Annotated in this window: 15 protein-coding genes; 11 read left to right on the plus strand and 4 right to left on the minus strand. The window is 65.0% G+C overall.

What is annotated here, in order from left to right:
* Nucleotides 1-59: 59 nt before the first annotated feature.
* Nucleotides 60-1,286: a glycosyltransferase gene (locus tag KFB96_RS14160; protein ID WP_213458231.1), complete on the plus strand. Its 1,227-nt coding sequence runs from the start codon at nucleotides 60-62 to the stop codon at nucleotides 1,284-1,286.
* Between the two features lie 196 nt (nucleotides 1,287-1,482).
* Here the strand turns inward: KFB96_RS14160 and dcd are convergent, their stop codons facing one another.
* Nucleotides 1,483-2,049: a dCTP deaminase gene (dcd, locus tag KFB96_RS14165; protein WP_007191816.1), complete on the minus strand. Its 567-nt coding sequence runs from the start codon at nucleotides 2,047-2,049 to the stop codon at nucleotides 1,483-1,485.
* A gap of 249 nt (nucleotides 2,050-2,298) precedes the next feature.
* The gene (gene apbC / locus KFB96_RS14170; protein ID WP_213457829.1) at nucleotides 2,299-3,390 is read right to left on the minus strand and encodes an iron-sulfur cluster carrier protein ApbC; all 1,092 of its coding nucleotides are present in this window, start codon (nucleotides 3,388-3,390) and stop codon (nucleotides 2,299-2,301) included.
* A gap of 245 nt (nucleotides 3,391-3,635) precedes the next feature.
* Here apbC and metG point away from each other — a divergent pair, with 245 nt between their 5' ends.
* The 8 genes from metG to KFB96_RS14205 all read left to right on the plus strand — a co-directional run bounded on the left by metG (nucleotide 3,636) and on the right by KFB96_RS14205 (nucleotide 11,300).
* A complete protein-coding gene (metG, locus tag KFB96_RS14175; protein WP_213457828.1) occupies nucleotides 3,636-5,717 on the plus strand; it encodes a methionine--tRNA ligase in 2,082 nt (693 codons plus the stop codon).
* Between the two features lie 279 nt (nucleotides 5,718-5,996).
* Nucleotides 5,997-6,578, plus strand: coding sequence for an electron transport complex subunit RsxA (rsxA, locus tag KFB96_RS14180; protein ID WP_007191813.1), 582 nt, complete (start codon nucleotides 5,997-5,999; stop codon nucleotides 6,576-6,578).
* 13 nt (nucleotides 6,579-6,591) lie between these two features.
* Nucleotides 6,592-7,164, plus strand: coding sequence for an electron transport complex subunit RsxB (gene rsxB, locus KFB96_RS14185; protein ID WP_213457827.1), 573 nt, complete (start codon nucleotides 6,592-6,594; stop codon nucleotides 7,162-7,164).
* Between the two features lie 13 nt (nucleotides 7,165-7,177).
* Complete coding sequence (gene rsxC, locus KFB96_RS14190) at nucleotides 7,178-8,776, plus strand: electron transport complex subunit RsxC (protein ID WP_213457826.1); 1,599 nt, start codon at nucleotides 7,178-7,180, stop codon at nucleotides 8,774-8,776.
* Nucleotides 8,766-8,891, plus strand: coding sequence for a hypothetical protein (locus KFB96_RS26820; protein ID WP_300970263.1), 126 nt, complete (start codon nucleotides 8,766-8,768; stop codon nucleotides 8,889-8,891). Before rsxC ends, KFB96_RS26820 begins: the two co-directional genes overlap by 11 nt.
* On the plus strand, nucleotides 8,888-9,934 hold the full coding sequence (gene rsxD, locus KFB96_RS14195) for an electron transport complex subunit RsxD (protein ID WP_213457825.1): 1,047 nt from the start codon (nucleotides 8,888-8,890) through the stop codon (nucleotides 9,932-9,934). Before KFB96_RS26820 ends, rsxD begins: the two co-directional genes overlap by 4 nt.
* Nucleotides 9,931-10,578 carry an electron transport complex subunit RsxG gene (gene rsxG, locus KFB96_RS14200; protein WP_213457824.1) on the plus strand — a complete coding sequence of 216 codons (648 nt, stop codon included), beginning with the start codon at nucleotides 9,931-9,933 and terminating at the stop codon, nucleotides 10,576-10,578. Before rsxD ends, rsxG begins: the two co-directional genes overlap by 4 nt.
* Entirely contained in the window at nucleotides 10,578-11,300 is a 723-nt protein-coding gene (locus KFB96_RS14205; protein WP_213457823.1) for an electron transport complex subunit E, read from the plus strand. The genes rsxG and KFB96_RS14205 overlap by 1 nt, the downstream gene beginning before the upstream one ends.
* 47 nt (nucleotides 11,301-11,347) lie before the next feature.
* Here KFB96_RS14205 and KFB96_RS14210 read toward each other — a convergent pair whose 3' ends face one another.
* Nucleotides 11,348-13,465 (minus strand): ATP-binding protein, encoded by a 2,118-nt coding sequence (locus KFB96_RS14210; protein WP_213457822.1) that lies wholly within the window; start codon nucleotides 13,463-13,465, stop codon nucleotides 11,348-11,350.
* A 275-nt stretch (nucleotides 13,466-13,740) separates the two neighbouring features.
* Between KFB96_RS14210 and KFB96_RS14215 the strand changes: the two genes are divergently transcribed.
* Both KFB96_RS14215 and KFB96_RS14220 read left to right on the plus strand, forming a co-directional pair.
* On the plus strand, nucleotides 13,741-14,631 hold the full coding sequence (locus tag KFB96_RS14215; protein WP_213457821.1) for a phosphoribulokinase: 891 nt from the start codon (nucleotides 13,741-13,743) through the stop codon (nucleotides 14,629-14,631).
* Nucleotides 14,632-14,713: 82 nt separating this feature from the next.
* Nucleotides 14,714-15,628 (plus strand): 23S rRNA (adenine(2030)-N(6))-methyltransferase RlmJ, encoded by a 915-nt coding sequence (locus KFB96_RS14220; RefSeq protein WP_213457820.1) that lies wholly within the window; start codon nucleotides 14,714-14,716, stop codon nucleotides 15,626-15,628.
* A gap of 315 nt (nucleotides 15,629-15,943) precedes the next feature.
* On the opposite strand, the gene KFB96_RS14225 is transcribed toward KFB96_RS14220, so the two are convergent.
* Nucleotides 15,944-16,963, minus strand: coding sequence for a ribonuclease T(2) (locus KFB96_RS14225; protein ID WP_213457819.1), 1,020 nt, complete (start codon nucleotides 16,961-16,963; stop codon nucleotides 15,944-15,946).

Consider the following 16,963-nt stretch of genomic DNA (forward strand, 5'->3'; position numbering starts at 1 on the left):
TTAGTGAACGACTGCGGGTATGATTCGCCGATTTGCCGGCAGCCCGCAAGCCCATCGTCATGCGCATCCTGATGATCTCCGACGTCTACTTCCCTCGCATCACGGGCGTATCGACGTCGATTCAGACGTTTGCGCGGGAGTTCGTCGAGCAAGGACATGAGGTCACCCTGATCGCGCCGGACTACTCGGCGGCCGGTGGCGAGTCCGCGCCCGAGCCATTCGAGATCCTGCGCATCCCCTCGCGCTATCTGGTGATCGATCCCGAAGATCGCATGCTGCGTCCTCGCGAGATCCGTCGCCACGATCGCATGCTGGCAAGCCGCGGATACGATCTGGTCCACATCCAGACGCCGTTCTTCGCGCACTATCTGGGCCTCGGCATCGCCAAGCGCCTGGATGTCCCGGTGGTGGAGAGCTACCACACCTTCTTCGAGCAGTATCTCCATCACTATGTCCCGTTCGTCCCGACCGCCTGGATGCAACGGCTCGCACGCGACTTCTCGACGGCCCAGTGCAACGATGTCGATGCGCTGGCGGTGCCCTCGCACGCCATGCTCGAGGTCCTGAAGGGCTACGGGGTCAAGACGCCCGCGACGGTCATCCCGACCGGGATCGAGCTCGTCCAGTTCAGCCAAGGCGACGGCGCTCGCTTCCGAAACGCTCGGGGCATCCCGCCCGGGCGGCCCGTTTTGGTCCATGTCAGCCGCCTCGCCTTCGAGAAGAACATCGACTTCGTCCTGCGGGTGCTCGTGCGCGTCAAGAGGCGCGTCCCGGATGTCCTTCTGGTGATCGCCGGCGAGGGTCCGGCGCACCGTCGACTTCAGGCCCTGGCGAACCATCTCGGGCTCGCCGACAACACCTTGTTCACGGGTTATTTGGAGCGCGACGGCTCACTGGAAGACTGCTACTGCGCAGGGGACGCCTTCGTCTTCGCCTCGAAGACGGAAACCCAAGGGCTCGTGCTCCTGGAGGCGATGGCGCTGGGCGTGCCGGTGGTCTCGACGGCCGTGATGGGCACCAAGGAAGTTCTTGCGGGCGGCGGCGGATCGCTGATCGCGGAGGACGACGAGGCCGACTTCGCCGACAAGACGGTGCGGCTCCTCACGGATCCTGCGCTGCGTGCGCGACTCGCCGTCGCGGCGGTCGAGCACGCCCGGTCGTGGTCGGCGCCCGTCCTCGCGGAGCGGATGCTGCAGTTCTACAGGCAGGTGATCGAGCAGCCGGGGCGCGATCGGACGACGGATCCGGCGGTCGATCCAAACCCGAAGACAGAGGACGTCGGCTAAACCGCGCCCGGCGCAATATGAAATGTTGTTGGATGGGATCGGCCCCGGCAGACTTGACGATCGCTGGAACCGGCGCGGTTTAGGATGCTAAAAAATACATCATTTTAAACCGCGTCCCTGCTTAGGGCCGTGGATGCACCAAACGTCGAGCTCACTCAAAAGTCAGCATTTCGCTCTGGATGCGGTTTAGCGGACGTCAAGACTTGGGCAGGGTCACTCCGCGTTGGCCCTGATATTTACCGCCGCGGTCCTTGTACGAAGTCTCGCAGACCTCGTCGGACTCGAAGAAGAGGATCTGCGCCACGCCCTCGTTCGCGTAGATCTTCGCCGGCAGAGGCGTGGTGTTGGAGAACTCGAGAGTCACATGACCCTCCCACTCGGGCTCCAACGGGGTGACGTTGACGATGATGCCGCAGCGCGCGTACGTGCTTTTTCCGAGGCAAATCGTGAGGACGTTGCGCGGAATCCGGAGATATTCGACGGTCCGGGCCAAGGCAAACGAGTTCGGAGGGATGATGCAGACGTCGGACTTGAGATCGACAAAGCCGTTGGAGTCGAAGTTCTTGGGATCGACGATGGCCGAGTTGATGTTGGTGAAGATCTTGAACTCGTCGGCACACCGCACGTCGTAGCCGTAGCTGGAAGTCCCGTAGGAGATGACCCGCCCCTGCTCGCCCTCGCGGACCTGAACCGGCTCGAACGGATCGATCATGCCGCCTTCTTCGGCCATACGGCGGATCCAACGGTCGGACTTGATGGCCATCTTGGGAATCTCGGTGTGCGCGGACAGCAGGGAAGGCTACACCGCGAAACCGAGCACAACAAGCCGGACCAGCAAGACCGCCTGCCTAAACAATCAAGGGTGGCAGGGGAACGCGGAACGCCCGCGTCCCACCAAAGCAGCTCCCGTCAATCAAGTGGTGAAAAATCCTAAACTGCGCCCGGCACGAGACTCAAGGAAGTCTACGAGGCCGAAACAACCTCGGCCCTCGCATCCCCCAAAAGGCGCAGTTTAGTTATTCTGTATCACGATCCGCGGGAATTTCGAAGCATAATCCTTGGCTTGCAACGACAGCTTCGCAGCGGTCTTGCGGGCGATCTCGCGATAGATCTCGGCAACGCGCGAATCCGGCTGGGCGACCACGGTCGGTTTGCCGTTGTCGGTCTCCTCGCGGATGTGGCCGTTCAGCGGAAGCGAGCCGAGGAGATCGATCCCGTACTGCTCGGACATCTTCTGCCCGCCGCCCTCGCCGAAGATGTGCTCTTCGTGACCGCAGGCCGAGCAAATGTGGGTGCTCATGTTCTCGACGATGCCGAGCACCGGGACCTCGACCTTTTGAAACATCTTCAGACCTTTGCGCGCGTCGAGCAAGGCGATGTCCTGAGGGGTGGTGACGATCACGGCGCCCGAGACCGGCACCTTTTGCGCGAGGGTCAACTGGGTATCGCCCGTGCCCGGCGGCAGGTCGATGACCAAATAGTCGAGATCCGACCAGTTGGTGTCGTTGAGGAGCTGCTCGAGGGCCTGAGTCACCATCGGCCCACGCCAGATCATCGGCGTCTCTTCGTCGATCAGGAAGCCGATCGACATGGCCTGGAGATCATAGCTGGTCATCGGCTCCAGGCTGGTGCCGTCCTTGGAATCGGGCTTGCCCGAGATCCCGAGCATGCGCGGCTGGGACGGGCCGTAGATATCGGCGTCCAGGATGCCGACACTTGCGCCCTCGGCCGACAGGGCCAGCGCAAGATTCACCGCCGTCGTGGACTTGCCGACACCGCCCTTACCCGAGGCCACGGCGATGATGTTCTTGATGTTGTCGATCGGCTTGAGCGACTTTTGAACCGAGTGGGACTTGATCTCCCAGGTCACCTCGACCTGCACCATCTCTACGCCGTCGACCTTCAGAACCGCCTCTTCGAGCGTCTTTGCAATGCCTGCGCAGATGGTCTTTGCCGGGAACCCCAAGACGACCTTGATGCGGACCTGAGCACCCTCGATCTCGATACCCTTGATCGAATGCGCCGCCACCAGATCGCGCCCGAGATGGGGTTCCTTGTAGCCCTTGATGGCGGCTTCAACGGCTTCTTTCGTGGGTTCGGACATGAGGTACTCCAGGATAGATGGATGCGCCCGGCGCTGCCGGTGCACGTAGAACAAATGCTTTTCTGTGGGCCGGCATGATGCGCCCGAGGTCGGAAAAGTTCCCGCAGACTTTGGGTGTGGACATGCCTTAAATCAAGTCCGGACGTGAAAGCCCCGGGGCGGGGCCGCGCTGTCCGGACCGGGACGGGCCGTGAGATACTGGGGCATCGTTCGAGACCCTGAAGCCGATGCACTTGAGCCCATCCATGAGTCAAACCCGCGACATCCCGGGCGGCAGCCCCCGAGAGATTCTGGTCACCAGCGCATTGCCCTATGCCAACGGGCCGATCCACATCGGCCATCTGGTCGAATATATCCAGACCGACATCTGGGTGCGTTTCCAGAAGATGCGCGGGCACGCCTGCTGGTACGTGTGCGCGGACGACGCTCACGGCACGCCCATCATGTTGCGCGCTCGCCAGGACGGCATCACGCCCGAGGCGCTGATCGCGCGGGTCGCCGAGGAGCACAGGTCCGATTTCGCAGCCTTCCGGGTGGGTTTCGACAACTATCACTCGACGCACTCGGATGAGAACCGCCACTTCGCCAACCTCATCTACGAACGCAACCGCGACAAGGGCCATATCAGCAAGCGCACCATCACCCAGGCCTACGACCCGGTCGAGCAGATGTTCCTTCCCGATCGCTTCATCAAGGGCGAGTGTCCCAAGTGCGGTGCGCCGGACCAGTACGGCGACAACTGCGAGGCGTGCGGGGCGAGTTATTCGCCGAACGAGCTGAAGAACCCGCGCTCGGCAGTCTCGGGCGCCGTGCCCGAGCAGCGCGAATCCGACCACTATTTCTTTCGCCTCGGCGACTTCGAGCCGATGCTGCGCGACTGGACCCGCGGCGGCGGCCTGCAGTCCCAGGTCGCGAACAAGCTCGACGAGTGGTTCGATGCCGGCCTGCAGGAATGGGACATCTCGCGCGACGCGCCCTACTTCGGCTTCGAGATCCCGGACCATCCGGGCAAGTTCTTCTACGTCTGGCTCGACGCCCCGATCGGTTACATGGCGAGCTTCCAACATCTTTGCGACAGCCCCCGCGGACGCGACGCCGGACTGGCTTTCGATCGGTTCTGGGCCAAGGACTCCGCCGCCGAGCTGTATCACTTCATCGGCAAGGACATCATCTACTTCCATGCCCTGTTCTGGCCGGCGATGCTCCACGGCGCGGACTTCCGCACGCCGTCCGCAGTCTTCGCACATGGGTTCTTGACGGTCGACGGGCAGAAGATGTCCAAGTCGCGCGGGACCTTCATCAAGGCCCGCACCTATCTGGATCATCTCAACCCCGAATATCTGCGCTACTACTTCGCGGCCAAGCTGGGGCCGGGCGTCGACGACATCGATCTGAGTCTCCAGGACTTCACCGCCCGCGTAAACTCGGATCTGGTCGGCAAGGTCGTGAACATCGCCAGCCGCAGCGCGGGGTTCATCGCCAAACGTTTCGCGGGCAGACTCTCGCCGAGCCTGGCCGATCCGCAGCTCCATGCCGACTTCGTGCAGGCCGGCGAATCCATCGCCGTCGCCTATGAGCGACGCGAGCTCAGCCGCGCCGTGCGCGAGATCATGGCCCTGGCCGACCGCGCCAACCAATACATCGACGAGCAGGCGCCTTGGGTGATCGCGAAAGACCCGTCCAGAGAGGCCGACCTTCACGCGGTCTGCTCCATGGGCATCAACCTCTTCCGCATCCTGATCGGCTACCTGCGCCCGATCCTGCCGGGCACCGCCGCCGATTCGGAAGCCTTCATGCGGATCGAGCCGCTCACCTGGACCGCGATCTCGGAGCCCCTCTTGGGCCACGAGATCGCGCCCTTCAAACCCTTGATGACCCGCGTCGAGCCGGCCCACATCGAGGCCATGCTGGAGGCGTCCAAAGAAGATCTGAGCACGACGGCACCGCCGCCCGCAGCTGCGGATGAGGCTAGCAAGCACCTGAGCGGACAGCCGATCGCCGAGACGATCGACATCGAGACCTTCGGCAAGCTCGATCTGCGCATCGCCCGCATCCGCTCGGCCGCTCTCGTCGAGGGCGCCGACAAGCTCCTAAGGCTCGAGCTGGATCTCGGCGGCGAGACCCGCACCGTCTTCGCCGGCATCCGCTCGGCCTACGCCCCGAGCGACCTGGAAGGCCGATTAACCGTCATGGTCGCCAACCTCGCCCCGCGCAAGATGCGCTTCGGCGTCTCCGAGGGCATGGTGTTGGCCGCCGGCCCCGGCGGCAAAGACATCTTCATTTTGAGCCCCGACGCGGGAGCCGAGCCCGGAATGCGGGTGAAATAGGCCAGACGTCGGCGGCTGAAGGCTGAACGCCGGCCGTAGGTTGTGCTGACGACAGGAAGCACAACTCGCGCTGACGGTTGGTTGTGCCTCGCACGTCTCGGGACAACCTGCCGCTGGCATCCGGTAGCCATGATCCCATAACCCTTCAGTCCCGGTGTTGTAGCAAACGGCCCCCGGGGCGTATCCTTCGGCGATTTCGCGCTTGCAGCATTTCGCGACCCGTGTCGCGCCCCGACAGCTCAGCACGCGCCCATCGCACGCCCCGAAGCCAAAGACAGCATGACTGAATACGCGCTCATCCTGATCGGCACCGTGTTGGTCAACAACTTCGTGCTGGTGAAGTTTCTCGGACTCTGCCCCTTCATGGGCGTCTCGAAGAAGCTCGAGACCGCCGCGGGCATGGGGCTGGCGACGACCTTCGTGATGACGCTCTCCTCCGTGACCTCCTGGCTGGTGAACGAATACATGCTGGTGCCGCTCGGCATCGAGTATCTGCGGATCATCGCCTTTATCGTTGTGATCGCCGCCGTGGTGCAGTTCACCGAGACGATCATGCGCAAGACCAGCCCCCTGCTTTATCAGGTGCTGGGGATCTTTTTACCGCTCATCACCACCAACTGCGCCGTGCTCGGTGTCGCCTTGCTGAACCTGCAGGCCGAGCGCAGCTTGGTCGAGGCGACGCTGTACGGTTTCGGTGCTGCGGTCGGCTTCTCGCTCGTGCTCACGCTGTTCGCCGCAGTGCGCGAGCGCGTCGCGGTCGGCGATGTCCCGGAGCCTTTCCAGGGCAGCGCCATCGCCCTGATCACCGCGGGCCTGATGTCACTGGCCTTCATGGGTTTCGCCGGGCTCGTGTCGAGCTGAGCGGACGATCGCCATGTTGACCGCCATCCTCGCCATGACCGGACTCTCCGCCGTCCTCGGACTCCTGCTCGGCTATTCGGCCATTCGGTTTCGCGTGGAAGGCAACCCGATCGCCGATCAGATCGATGCGCTCCTGCCGCAAACCCAATGCGGCCAATGCGGCCATCCCGGATGCCGGCCCTATGCCGAGGCCCTGGCACGCGGCGAGGACGAGATCAACAAGTGCATCCCCGGCGGTGAGGCCACCCTGCTCGCCTTGGCGGATCTGCTCGGGCGCGAGCCTGCCGCACTCGAGGTCGAGGAGAAGCCGCCTTCGATCGCCGTGATCGACGCCGAGACCTGCATCGGCTGCACCCTTTGCCTGCAAGCCTGCCCGGTCGACGCCATTGTCGGCGCCGCCAAGCAGCTCCACGGCGTCATCGCCGCCGAGTGCACGGGCTGCGAGCTCTGTCTGCCGCCGTGCCCGGTCGAGTGCATCCGGATGGTGCCGATCCCCACCGACATCCCCCATTGGCGCTGGCCTTACCCGTCCAGCGAGCCCGCGTCCCGCACGGCATCGCCGGAGCGAGAGACCGAGGCGGCCTGACCGGAGCCCTGCCATGGCAGCCATCCTTTCACTCCTGCGCCGCGAGCGACTGTGGACATTCCACGGCGGGATCCATGTGCCCGACGAAAAGGCGCTCTCGAACAGCCGCGCCGTGGAAGTCATGCCGTTGCCCAAGCGCCTCGTAATCCCGCTTCAGCAACACATCGGGGCGACCGCGCGGCCGGTGGTGAAGGAGGGCGAACGTGTCCTCAAGGGCCAGCTTTTGGCCCGGGCCGAAGGCTATGTCAGCGCCTGCATCCATGCCTCGAGCTCGGGCACACTCGTCGCGATCGAGCCGCATCCGGTGCCGCACCCGTCGGGACTCGCCGCGCTTTGCGCCGTCATCGAGACCGACGGCGAGGACACCTGGTGCGAGCTGCCGGAACCGCTGACGCACTATGCGCAGCTGGACCCGTCCGAGATTCGCGAACGCATCCGCTGGGCCGGCGTGGTCGGACTCGGCGGCGCATCCTTTCCGACCAGCGTCAAGCTCAACCCCGGCCCGGATCAACGCATCCGCACCCTGATCATCAATGGGGCCGAGTGCGAGCCCTACATCACCTGCGACGATCTGCTGATGCGCGAGCGCGCCGGCGACATCCTCGCGGGCGCACGGATCATGCACCACCTGCTCGGCGATCCGCGGATCCTGATCGGGATCGAGGACAACAAGCCCGAGGCATTCGAGGCCATGCGCTTTGCGCTCGCCGAAACGGACATGCGCGGCTATACCGAGATCCGCGCCGTCCCGACCCTCTACCCGAGCGGCGGGGAGAAGCAGCTTATCCGTATCCTCACCGGCGCGGAGGTCCCCACCCACGCCATCCCGGCCCGGATCGGCATCGTCTGCCAGAACGTCGGGTCCGCGGCTGCGGTCGCCGACGCCGTTCTCGAGGGTCGCCCGCTGATCTCGCGCGTGGTTACCGTCACCGGACGGGCGATCGCCGAGCCGCGCAACCTCGAGGTGCGCATCGGCACGCCTGTGGCCGACCTGATCGCGCACTGCGGCGGTTATCGCGAGCCCGCGCGCAAGCTCGTCTGCGGCGGACCCATGATGGGCTTCGAGATCGCCGATGCCGCGATCCCGGTCACCAAGCCGGCCAACTGCGTGCTGGCCTTGACCGAGGCCGAAGCCCCCGATCCCGGGCCCGCGCTCGCCTGCATCCGCTGCGGACGCTGTGCCGAGGTCTGCCCGGCCAAGCTCCTGCCGCAGCAGCTTTACTGGCATGCGCGCGCCAAGGATCTCGACCGGGTCCAGGACTACAACCTCTTCGACTGCATCGAATGCGGATGCTGCGCACAGGTCTGTCCGAGCCACATCCCGCTGGTTCAGTACTACAGGTACGCCAAAAACGAGGTCTGGGCGCGCGAGGAAGAGAAGCGCAAGGCCGAGCTCGCGCGCCTGCGCCACGAGGCCAAGCAGACGCGGCTCGAACGCCAAGAGCGCGAGCGCAAGGCCCGACTTCGCCAGAAGAAAGCGTCGCTCGAGGCGGGACCCGGAAAGAGTCATACCGACCAAGACGCGAAGAAGGCGGCGATCGAGGCGGCCAAGCAACGCGCGGCGGCCAAGAAGGCCGCAGCCGCCAAGGCGGAGGAAACCGATGACGCCTGAGACACGCCGGCACACCGGCCGCAAGACCACGTCCGAAGCGGAGCGGCCCGGCGTCGCCGCAGGGTCGGCGGCGGACTCCGCCTACGCCGCAACGGCACGGCAGGGACCGGCATGAGCGCGACGCTCGTCTCCTCGCCGCACGGGTCCCGACCGAATCGGGTCGACCGGGTCATGCAGGAGGTCCTGCTCGCGCTGGTGCCCGGCGTGCTGGCGATGATCTGGTTCTTCGGCTGGGGCGTGCTCGTCAACATCACGCTCGCCGTCGCCGTGGCCGTGGCCGCCGAGGCGGCGGTCATGCTGATGCGCCGACGCCCGATCGGGCCGGCCATCGGCGACTACAGCGCCGTCGTCACGGCCGTGCTCTTCGCCATCTCGGTCCCGCCGACCTTGCCCTGGTGGATGACCCTGCTCGGCATGCTCTTCGCCATCGTCCTGGTCAAGCAGTTGTACGGAGGTATCGGCTACAACCCCTTCAACCCGGCGATGGCCGCTTACGTCTTTTTGCTCGTGTCCTATCCGGTCGCCATGACCACCTGGCTGGCGCCCGATATGCTGGCCGAGCACGCGGTCTCCTTCACGGAGTCGCTGCGCCTGATCTTCGGGGGCGCCTTGCCGAGCGGTGTCGAGTGGGACGCCATCTCCGCGGCAACACCGCTCGACGAGATGCGCGGCAAGCTCGATCAAGGCATGTCCATCGCGGAGATCCGACTCAGTCCGCTGTGGGGCGACTTCGGCGGACGCGGCTGGGAATGGGTTGCGAACGGTTTCCTGCTCGGCGGTGTCTACCTCCTGTGGCGGCGCATCATCACCTGGCACATCCCGGTCTCCATGCTGGCGGCACTGACCGTCGCGGCCAGCGCATTCTGGCTGCTCGACCCGACGACCCACCCCGTCCCGGCCTTCCATCTGTTCAGCGGAGCGGCCATTGTGGGGGCCTTCTTCATCGCGACCGATCCGGTCAGCGCCTGCACGACCAGGACCGGGCAGATCATCTTCGGGGCCTCGATCGGGCTGGTGGTCTTCGTGATCCGCACCTGGGGCGGCTACCCGGACGCCGTCGCCTTCGCGGTCTTGTTGATGAACATCGCCGCCCCGACGATCGACCACTACACCCAGCCCAGGGTCTTCGGGCACACCGGAAACCGAGCTAAACCATGAAGAAAGCACCGATCATCCTGGCCGCCGTCGTGCTGAGCGCCTTCTCCGTCACCGGCGTCGCACTTGTCGCCGTGACCCATCATCTGATGGACGGGCGCATCGCCGAGAACCAAAGGATTGCGATGCTGAGCAAGCTCGAGGCCATCATCCCGGACGGACAGTTCGACAACGCGCCCCTCGAGGATATGATCCAGGTGAGTGCGCGTGACCTCCTCGGCGCCGAGAGCACGCGCGTCTATCGCGTGCGCAAGGCCGGCGAGCCCACCGCCGTCATCCTGAATCCAGTCGTCCCGGACGGGTATGCCGGCCCGATCCAGCTCTTGGTCTCTGTCCTGCGTGACGGCAGCGTCGGTGGGGTGCGCGTCTTGTTTCACCTCGAGACACCCGGGCTCGGCGACAAGATCGAGGAGCGCAAGTCCGACTGGGTATTGAGCTTCAACGGCAAGTCGCTCTCCAACCCGACGCCCGAGCGCTGGGGAGTGAAGCGCGACGGCGGCGAATTCGATCAATTCACCGGCGCGACCATCACTCCCCGCGCGATCGTCGAGGCGGTGAAGAACACGCTCATTTATGTCCAACAGCAAGGCGATGCCCTCTTCGAGCCCGTTGATAGCGTCACGACCGCGGCGAAGGGGGCGGGTTGATGGCGGCACCGCAACCCTACGGCAGCATCATCGGCGACGGCTTCTGGAACAACAACCAGGCCCTCGTCGCTCTGCTCGGGCTCTGTCCCTTGCTCGCGACCACCACGAGCGCCACCAACGGTTTGGGCATGGGTCTGGCCACGACGGCCGTGCTCATTCTCTCCAACGTGACCGTCTCCCTGATCCGCGACCTGGTGCGCCCGGAGGTCCGATTACCCGTCTTCGTGCTGGTCATCGCCTCCTTCGTGACGGCGGTCGAGTTGAGCATCCAAGCCTATTTCTACGAGCTCTACCTGGTGTTGGGGCTCTTCATCCCGCTGATCGTCACCAACTGCGCCATCATCGGCCGGGCCGAGGCGTTCGCCTCCAAGAACCGTGTCGACCGCGCTCTGCTCGATGCGATCGCGATGGGGCTCGGCTTTACGCTGGTGCTGGTCGTGCTGGGCGGAATGCGTGAATTCATCGGCCAAGGCACCCTCTTCTATCAGGCCAACCTGCTGCTCGGGGACGCCGCGACGGGCCTCAGTCTCAGCCTGGGCGAAGGATTCCAGGGTGCGCTCATCGCCATTCTCCCGCCCGGCGCCTTCATCGGGCTTGGCCTCTTGATCGCTCTGAAGAACCTGATCGACAAGCGCCTCAAGCGGCGTGCGGCTGTGCGCGCGGCCAAGGCCGCACCCGCGCCGACCTCTGCCGCGGGCGTCGCGGCACCGGCGGCGGGCTGAGCCGTCAGCCGCAGGATTGATGACAGGCGTCGGCGACGTCAACCCGATCAACCGACCGTACCGGCGGCTGGAAGCTCGCGGAGCGCCGCTGCCAGCGCGCGCCGCAGCTCGTGGGGCTTGACCGGTTTCGACAGAAAGTCATCCATACCTGCCGACAGGCAGTCGCGCTTGACGTCCTCGGAGGCGTTGGCGGTCAATGCGACGATCGGGATCGGTCGATGCGGCGCCTGCTCGCGGTAGCGCCGGGCGAAGCCGATCCCGTCGAGCTTGGGCATCCGCAGATCCACGATCGCGATCCCGTAGTCGCCGCTCAGCGCTTCGGCCAAGGCCGCCTCCCCGTCGGCCACGCAGGTGAGCTCGAAGCCCATCTTGCCCAGAAAGCGGGTGATCACCTTGGCAGCGATCTCGTTGTCCTCGGCGACCAAGACACGCATCCGCGCCGCATCCGCGATGGGCTCCAAACCAAGTGACGGCGAGGACAGCCCGGCTCGCGGCGCTCCATCCGCCGGTATGGCGGTCCGCCCCAAGAGCGTCTCGGCTGCGGCGATCAGGTCCTCCCGCAGATAGGGCTTCGTCAGACAGGCATCCTTCGTCTCCTCGAGCGCGGGCCGCCGTCCGGGGTAAACCAGAAAGAGGCAGGGCCGCGTCTCGCCGAGGGCCGTTGTGACCTGCGCCCGCACCGCATTCAGATCTCGACCCTGCGGATGGTCGGCGATGACGAGGAGATCGAAACGCTGACCCCGGATCGGCGCCGAGCCGACATCGGGAGGCTCCGCGGGCGTCTCGCAGGCCGCGCCCTCGCGGCCGAAGGCGGCACACGCCAACGCGCGGCCGGTCGCGTTCGGCTCCAGGATGAGGATGCTCAAACCGCGGAGCCGACCATCCGGGGCGCTCGGCACCGCCGCGACATCCTCGATCAAGGGTAGACGAATCCAGAAGCGACTCCCGCGCCCTTCCTCGCTCTCCACACCGATCGCCCCGCCCATCAACAGGGTCAGCTCGCGCGAGATGGTCGTCCCGAGACCGGTTCCGCCGAAACGCCGCGTGGTCGACTCGTCGGCCTGGCGAAAACGCTCGAAGAGTCGCGGGAGCTTGTCCGGCGGAATGCCGATTCCGGTGTCGACGACCTCGAAGAGCAGGTGCGGGCGGTACTGCTCGGCCTCGGGCGGCCGGACGCTCAGACGCACCCGGACCTCCCCCGTCGGCGTGAATTTCACGGCATTCCCGACCAGGTTGAAGAGGATCTGGCGCAACCGCAGCGGATCGCCGATCAAACGAAGCGGGACGTCGGGATCCACGTCGGCGATGAGCTCGAGTCCGGCCGAATGCGCTCGCATCGCGAGCGCATCGGAGACGTCGCGCACCAGACTGCGCGGATCGAAGGGAATACGCTCGAGGACGATCCGACGTGCATCGATCTTCGACAGGTCCAGAATGTCGCCGATCAGCGCGCCGAGAATATCGGCCGAGTTGGCGATGGCCTGAACACAATCGCGCTGCTCGTCATCCAGTCGCGTCCCTCGCAACAGCTCGGTCATGCCGACGACGCCGGTCAAAGGGGTGCGCAGCTCGTGTGTCATGAAGGCCAGAAAATCGCCTCTCGCTTGATTGGCCCTTTCGGCCTCGGCACGCGCATCCTGGAGCTTGCGCAGCAAGGAATACTGATACAAAGGCAGCAGCACCAGGAGCGCCAGGAAGAAGGTCGCCTCGAAGGTGTGAAGACGCCACTCGTCGAGTGCGATCAGCACGACGTTGTAGCCGACGACGGCGGCCAGCGAGGCCACGACGAGTTGGGGCTTGCCGAATCGCGTCCCGGCGGAGATGAAGACCAGGATATAGAGCAGGTAAAAGGGGCTGATCGCCTCGCGGGTGATGAAGATCGCCAGGCTGATGGCGACGACATCCAGACAGATCCCGAGGTAGACCCGCGCCGGCCACTCGGGGCGCAGGGCGATACTGATCAGAAACCCGACGTTCGAGACCAGATAGATGGCAAAGAGCGTGAGATAGTAGGGAACGTCGACCCGGTAGTACTGCGTCGAGGCGCCGACGGCGATGTAGAGCGCACCCAGCAGACAGGCGGTCATCCGCACCAAGGCCGATTGAAATTCGGGGTTCTCCGCCAACCCCTCCGTCACACCGAAACGCCTGATCAGTCCATTCATTCCCTTCCCTCCGAACCTGCGTTTGAACGCCCGAGCTTGAACGCCCGAGGCGCGTTTCCGCGATCGCTGCCGCGCGGATCGATCATGGTATATTAGCGAACCGTTTCGCGCATTTCGGCACGTCCCCCATTCCGAGCCGCGAAACGCGATTGACCGGCCCGCGCGCATCCATTCCGATTCCGGGTTCGATCCCCGGACCGATCGCAAGCCCGATTGCAGCCCGATCAACGCCGGCCGCGACGAGGCCCTCAGCTCAAGAGAACGAGGAGAAGACTATGTCCAAGAAGCATCCGATCGTTGCGGTAACCGGTTCCTCGGGTGCCGGTACGACGACCGTCAAGCGCGCCTTCGAGCACATCTTTTATCGCGACGGGATCAAGGCCGCCGTGATCGAGGGTGACAGTTTCCACCGCTACGACCGCGTGGAGATGAAGGCCGAGATGGCGCGTGCCGCCGAGACCCACCACAACCTCAGCCATTTCGGTCCCGAGGCCAATCGGTTCGACCTCCTCGAGGAGCTCTTTCGCAATTACGGCGAGAGCGGCGCCGGCAAGCAGCGCTACTACATCCATAGCGACTCGGAGGCCGTTCACCACAACGCACGCCTCGGCACGCAGCTGCAGGCCGGCCAGTTCACGCCGTGGGAGGATCTTCCCGAGGGCACCGACGTGCTCTTCTACGAAGGACTCCACGGATTGGTGGTGACCGAGGAGGACAATGTCGCCCAGCACGTCGACCTCGGCGTCGGCGTGGTCCCGATCATCAACCTGGAGTGGATCCAGAAGATCTTCCGCGACAACGCCGAGCGCGGCTATTCGGCCGAGGCGATCGTCGACACCATCATGCGGCGCATGCCGGACTACATCCGCCACGTCACGCCGCAGTTCTCGCTGACCGACATCAACTTCCAGCGCGTGGCGACGGTCGACACTTCAAACCCCTTCATCGCCCGCGATATACCGACACCCGACGAGAGCTTCGTCATCATCCGATTCAAGGATCCCGAACGGCTCCAGATCGATTTCCCGTATGTCCTATCGATGATCCACGATTCCTTCATGTCGCGGCGCAATACGATGGTCGTGCCGGGAGGCAAGATGGGGATGGCGATGGAGGTCATCCTGCAGCCCATCATCGAGCGCATGATGGACGCGCGCAGGGTCTGAGCGCGCCCACCCACGGGCCTCGCGGGTGGACTCGCCCGCGAGGCGACGCGTCGGCGCGCAGTGTAGTCGACTCGAACGGCGTATGCCGGCCGCGATTTCCCCTTGCGATCGCCGCATCAAAGGCGATGGATCCGAGCGGAGCACCAGCCTGTTAAGCTACCTTCACGGCTTCCACGCCGGCAATCACGCCGATGTCTTCAAGCATGCGGTTCTTACCCTCTTGCTCGAGGCACTCCTGGCCAAACCCAAACCGCTCGTCTACGTCGAGTCGCACGCCGGCGCCGGTCGGTACGCCCTCGGGGCCGAGCAGGCACTCAAGACTGCGGAGTATCGGCTCGGGATCGAGCGACTCTGGGAGCGGCGCGACGCCTTTCCGCAGCTTTCGGCCTATCTGGGTGCAATCTCGGCGCTGAATCCGGACGGCGGATTCTCGGCCTATCCGGGCTCTCCCGCACTCGCGGCGCATCTGCTGCGCACCGAGGATCGACTGATCCTGATGGAGCTGCATCCGACCGAATCGCAGACCCTGCGTCGTCATCTCGGCGGCGACCCGAGGATCGGCATCCACCGTCGCGACGGTCTCGAAGGACTGAGCGCGCTTTTGCCGCCGAAGCCCGCCCGCGGGCTGGTTCTGATCGACCCGCCATACGAGCAGGTCTCCGAGTACGTGCGCGTCGCAGATGCACTCGTCGCCGCGCATGCCCGCTGGCCGACCGGGGTCTTCGCACTCTGGTTCCCGCGTCTGGGGCTTCAACGCGATCGCTCCGCAGATCTGATCGGGCGCATCCGGCGATCCGTCCCGGACGGGCTGCTGTGCGAGCTGAGGGTGCGGCGACAGGTCGACGACTTCGGAATGCACGGCTCCGGGATGCTGATCCTCAACCCGCCGTGGCGCCTGGAAGAGCAGCTCGCGGACCTGCTGCCGCGACTCGCCGAGGTGCTCGCGATGGAGGAGACGGGCAGATCGACACCGACATGGACGCTCGGCAGGGCGTAGGTTGTGCCGAGCCGTGCGAGGCACAACCAACCGTCGGCGCAAGTTGTACTACCTATCGTCGGCACAACCACGGGCATGGAATTTTGCGGAAATCACCTAAACCGCGCCCAGTGCGGTATGCGATGTTTTTGGATGGGATCGGCCCCGGCGGATTTCAGAGCCGCTGGAGCCGGCGCGGTTTAATCATTCAACGAGAGAACACCTTTTCCAGGATTCTCGTTATCGTTATCGTAATCGAGAACGACAACGACAACGACAACGACAAGGATTCGGTGTCTACCTTAGCCTTGACACGTCACTTGGCTGCCGCAGCGATCAGCGTGGGCGCGCTCCCTGGATGCCCGCTTGATCGACCCATCCACCGCGGCAGTCGGGGCTCCGCTTGGGCGCGGCAAGGATCAACTCGCTTAGGTCGGCGGTATCGTCGACGACGCCCTTCAGACCGATTCGCAGCTCCTCGATCAGACCTTCGGAACAGCTCAGACGGACTCGCTCGCCGGCCCCCGTGCCGAAGGCGTCGTCGAACGCGGCGCGCACCCGTGTCGCACTCAAGCGTTTGCCGATGTTCTCCTCGAACAATGCACGAACGCCGGAGGCGTTGAGCTGCTCGAGCAGCAACATGGAGTGACGGAAATAGGTGTCCGCATCCGTGCCGTAACAGGTCCCGTGCTTGACCCACTGATGCCGCTGCAGATCGGAGCGGGTTCCCGGCATCAACGCGTCCAGACGCGCGCGGGTCGTCGCATCCAGATCGAGCGCCGGCAAGAGGCGCCAACGACCCGATTTCGACAACGTCCGCTCCCGCTCGCCGACACCGCAATAGCTGTTGCCGATGGGCTGAGGCCAGAGACCGTGCAGCGAGAAGCGCCGCGCATCCGCACGCTCCGGCGTCTGGTCCCGGCATTCCGGACGCGTCGTGCGCAACTCGCAGAAGGCTGGCTGCCAACTGGCCGCCAGCACGAGCTGGCTCTCCATCGAGCCCGCACGCGCGGATGGCGGGGGCGCCTGCCGCGCGTCCGCGCCCGCAGCAGGCGCGGCAACGTCGGCAAGACGACCGCAGCGGATCTCGACCCAGCGCTCCTTCGGGTTCGCGTCCTCGAACCTGAGTCGATAGTGGCTCGGATCCGCCCGATTGGTCCCGACGACCACATAGTCTTGGCCGGGGACGAGCCGGATCGAACCGGGGTTGTCCGGTCGCTTGGTCGAGACCGTCGCCGGGCACGCTTCCTCGGCGGTCAGGACCGCGGCCAGGGGCTCGGCGGAAGGTACCGACGACCACAGGAGTACGAACACCGACAGCAGGAATTTGCGCAGGCTTGGGGATTTCGGTGGCAT

Source organism: Thiocapsa sp., from assembly GCF_018399035.1.
GTDB lineage: Bacteria > Pseudomonadota > Gammaproteobacteria > Chromatiales > Chromatiaceae > Thiocapsa.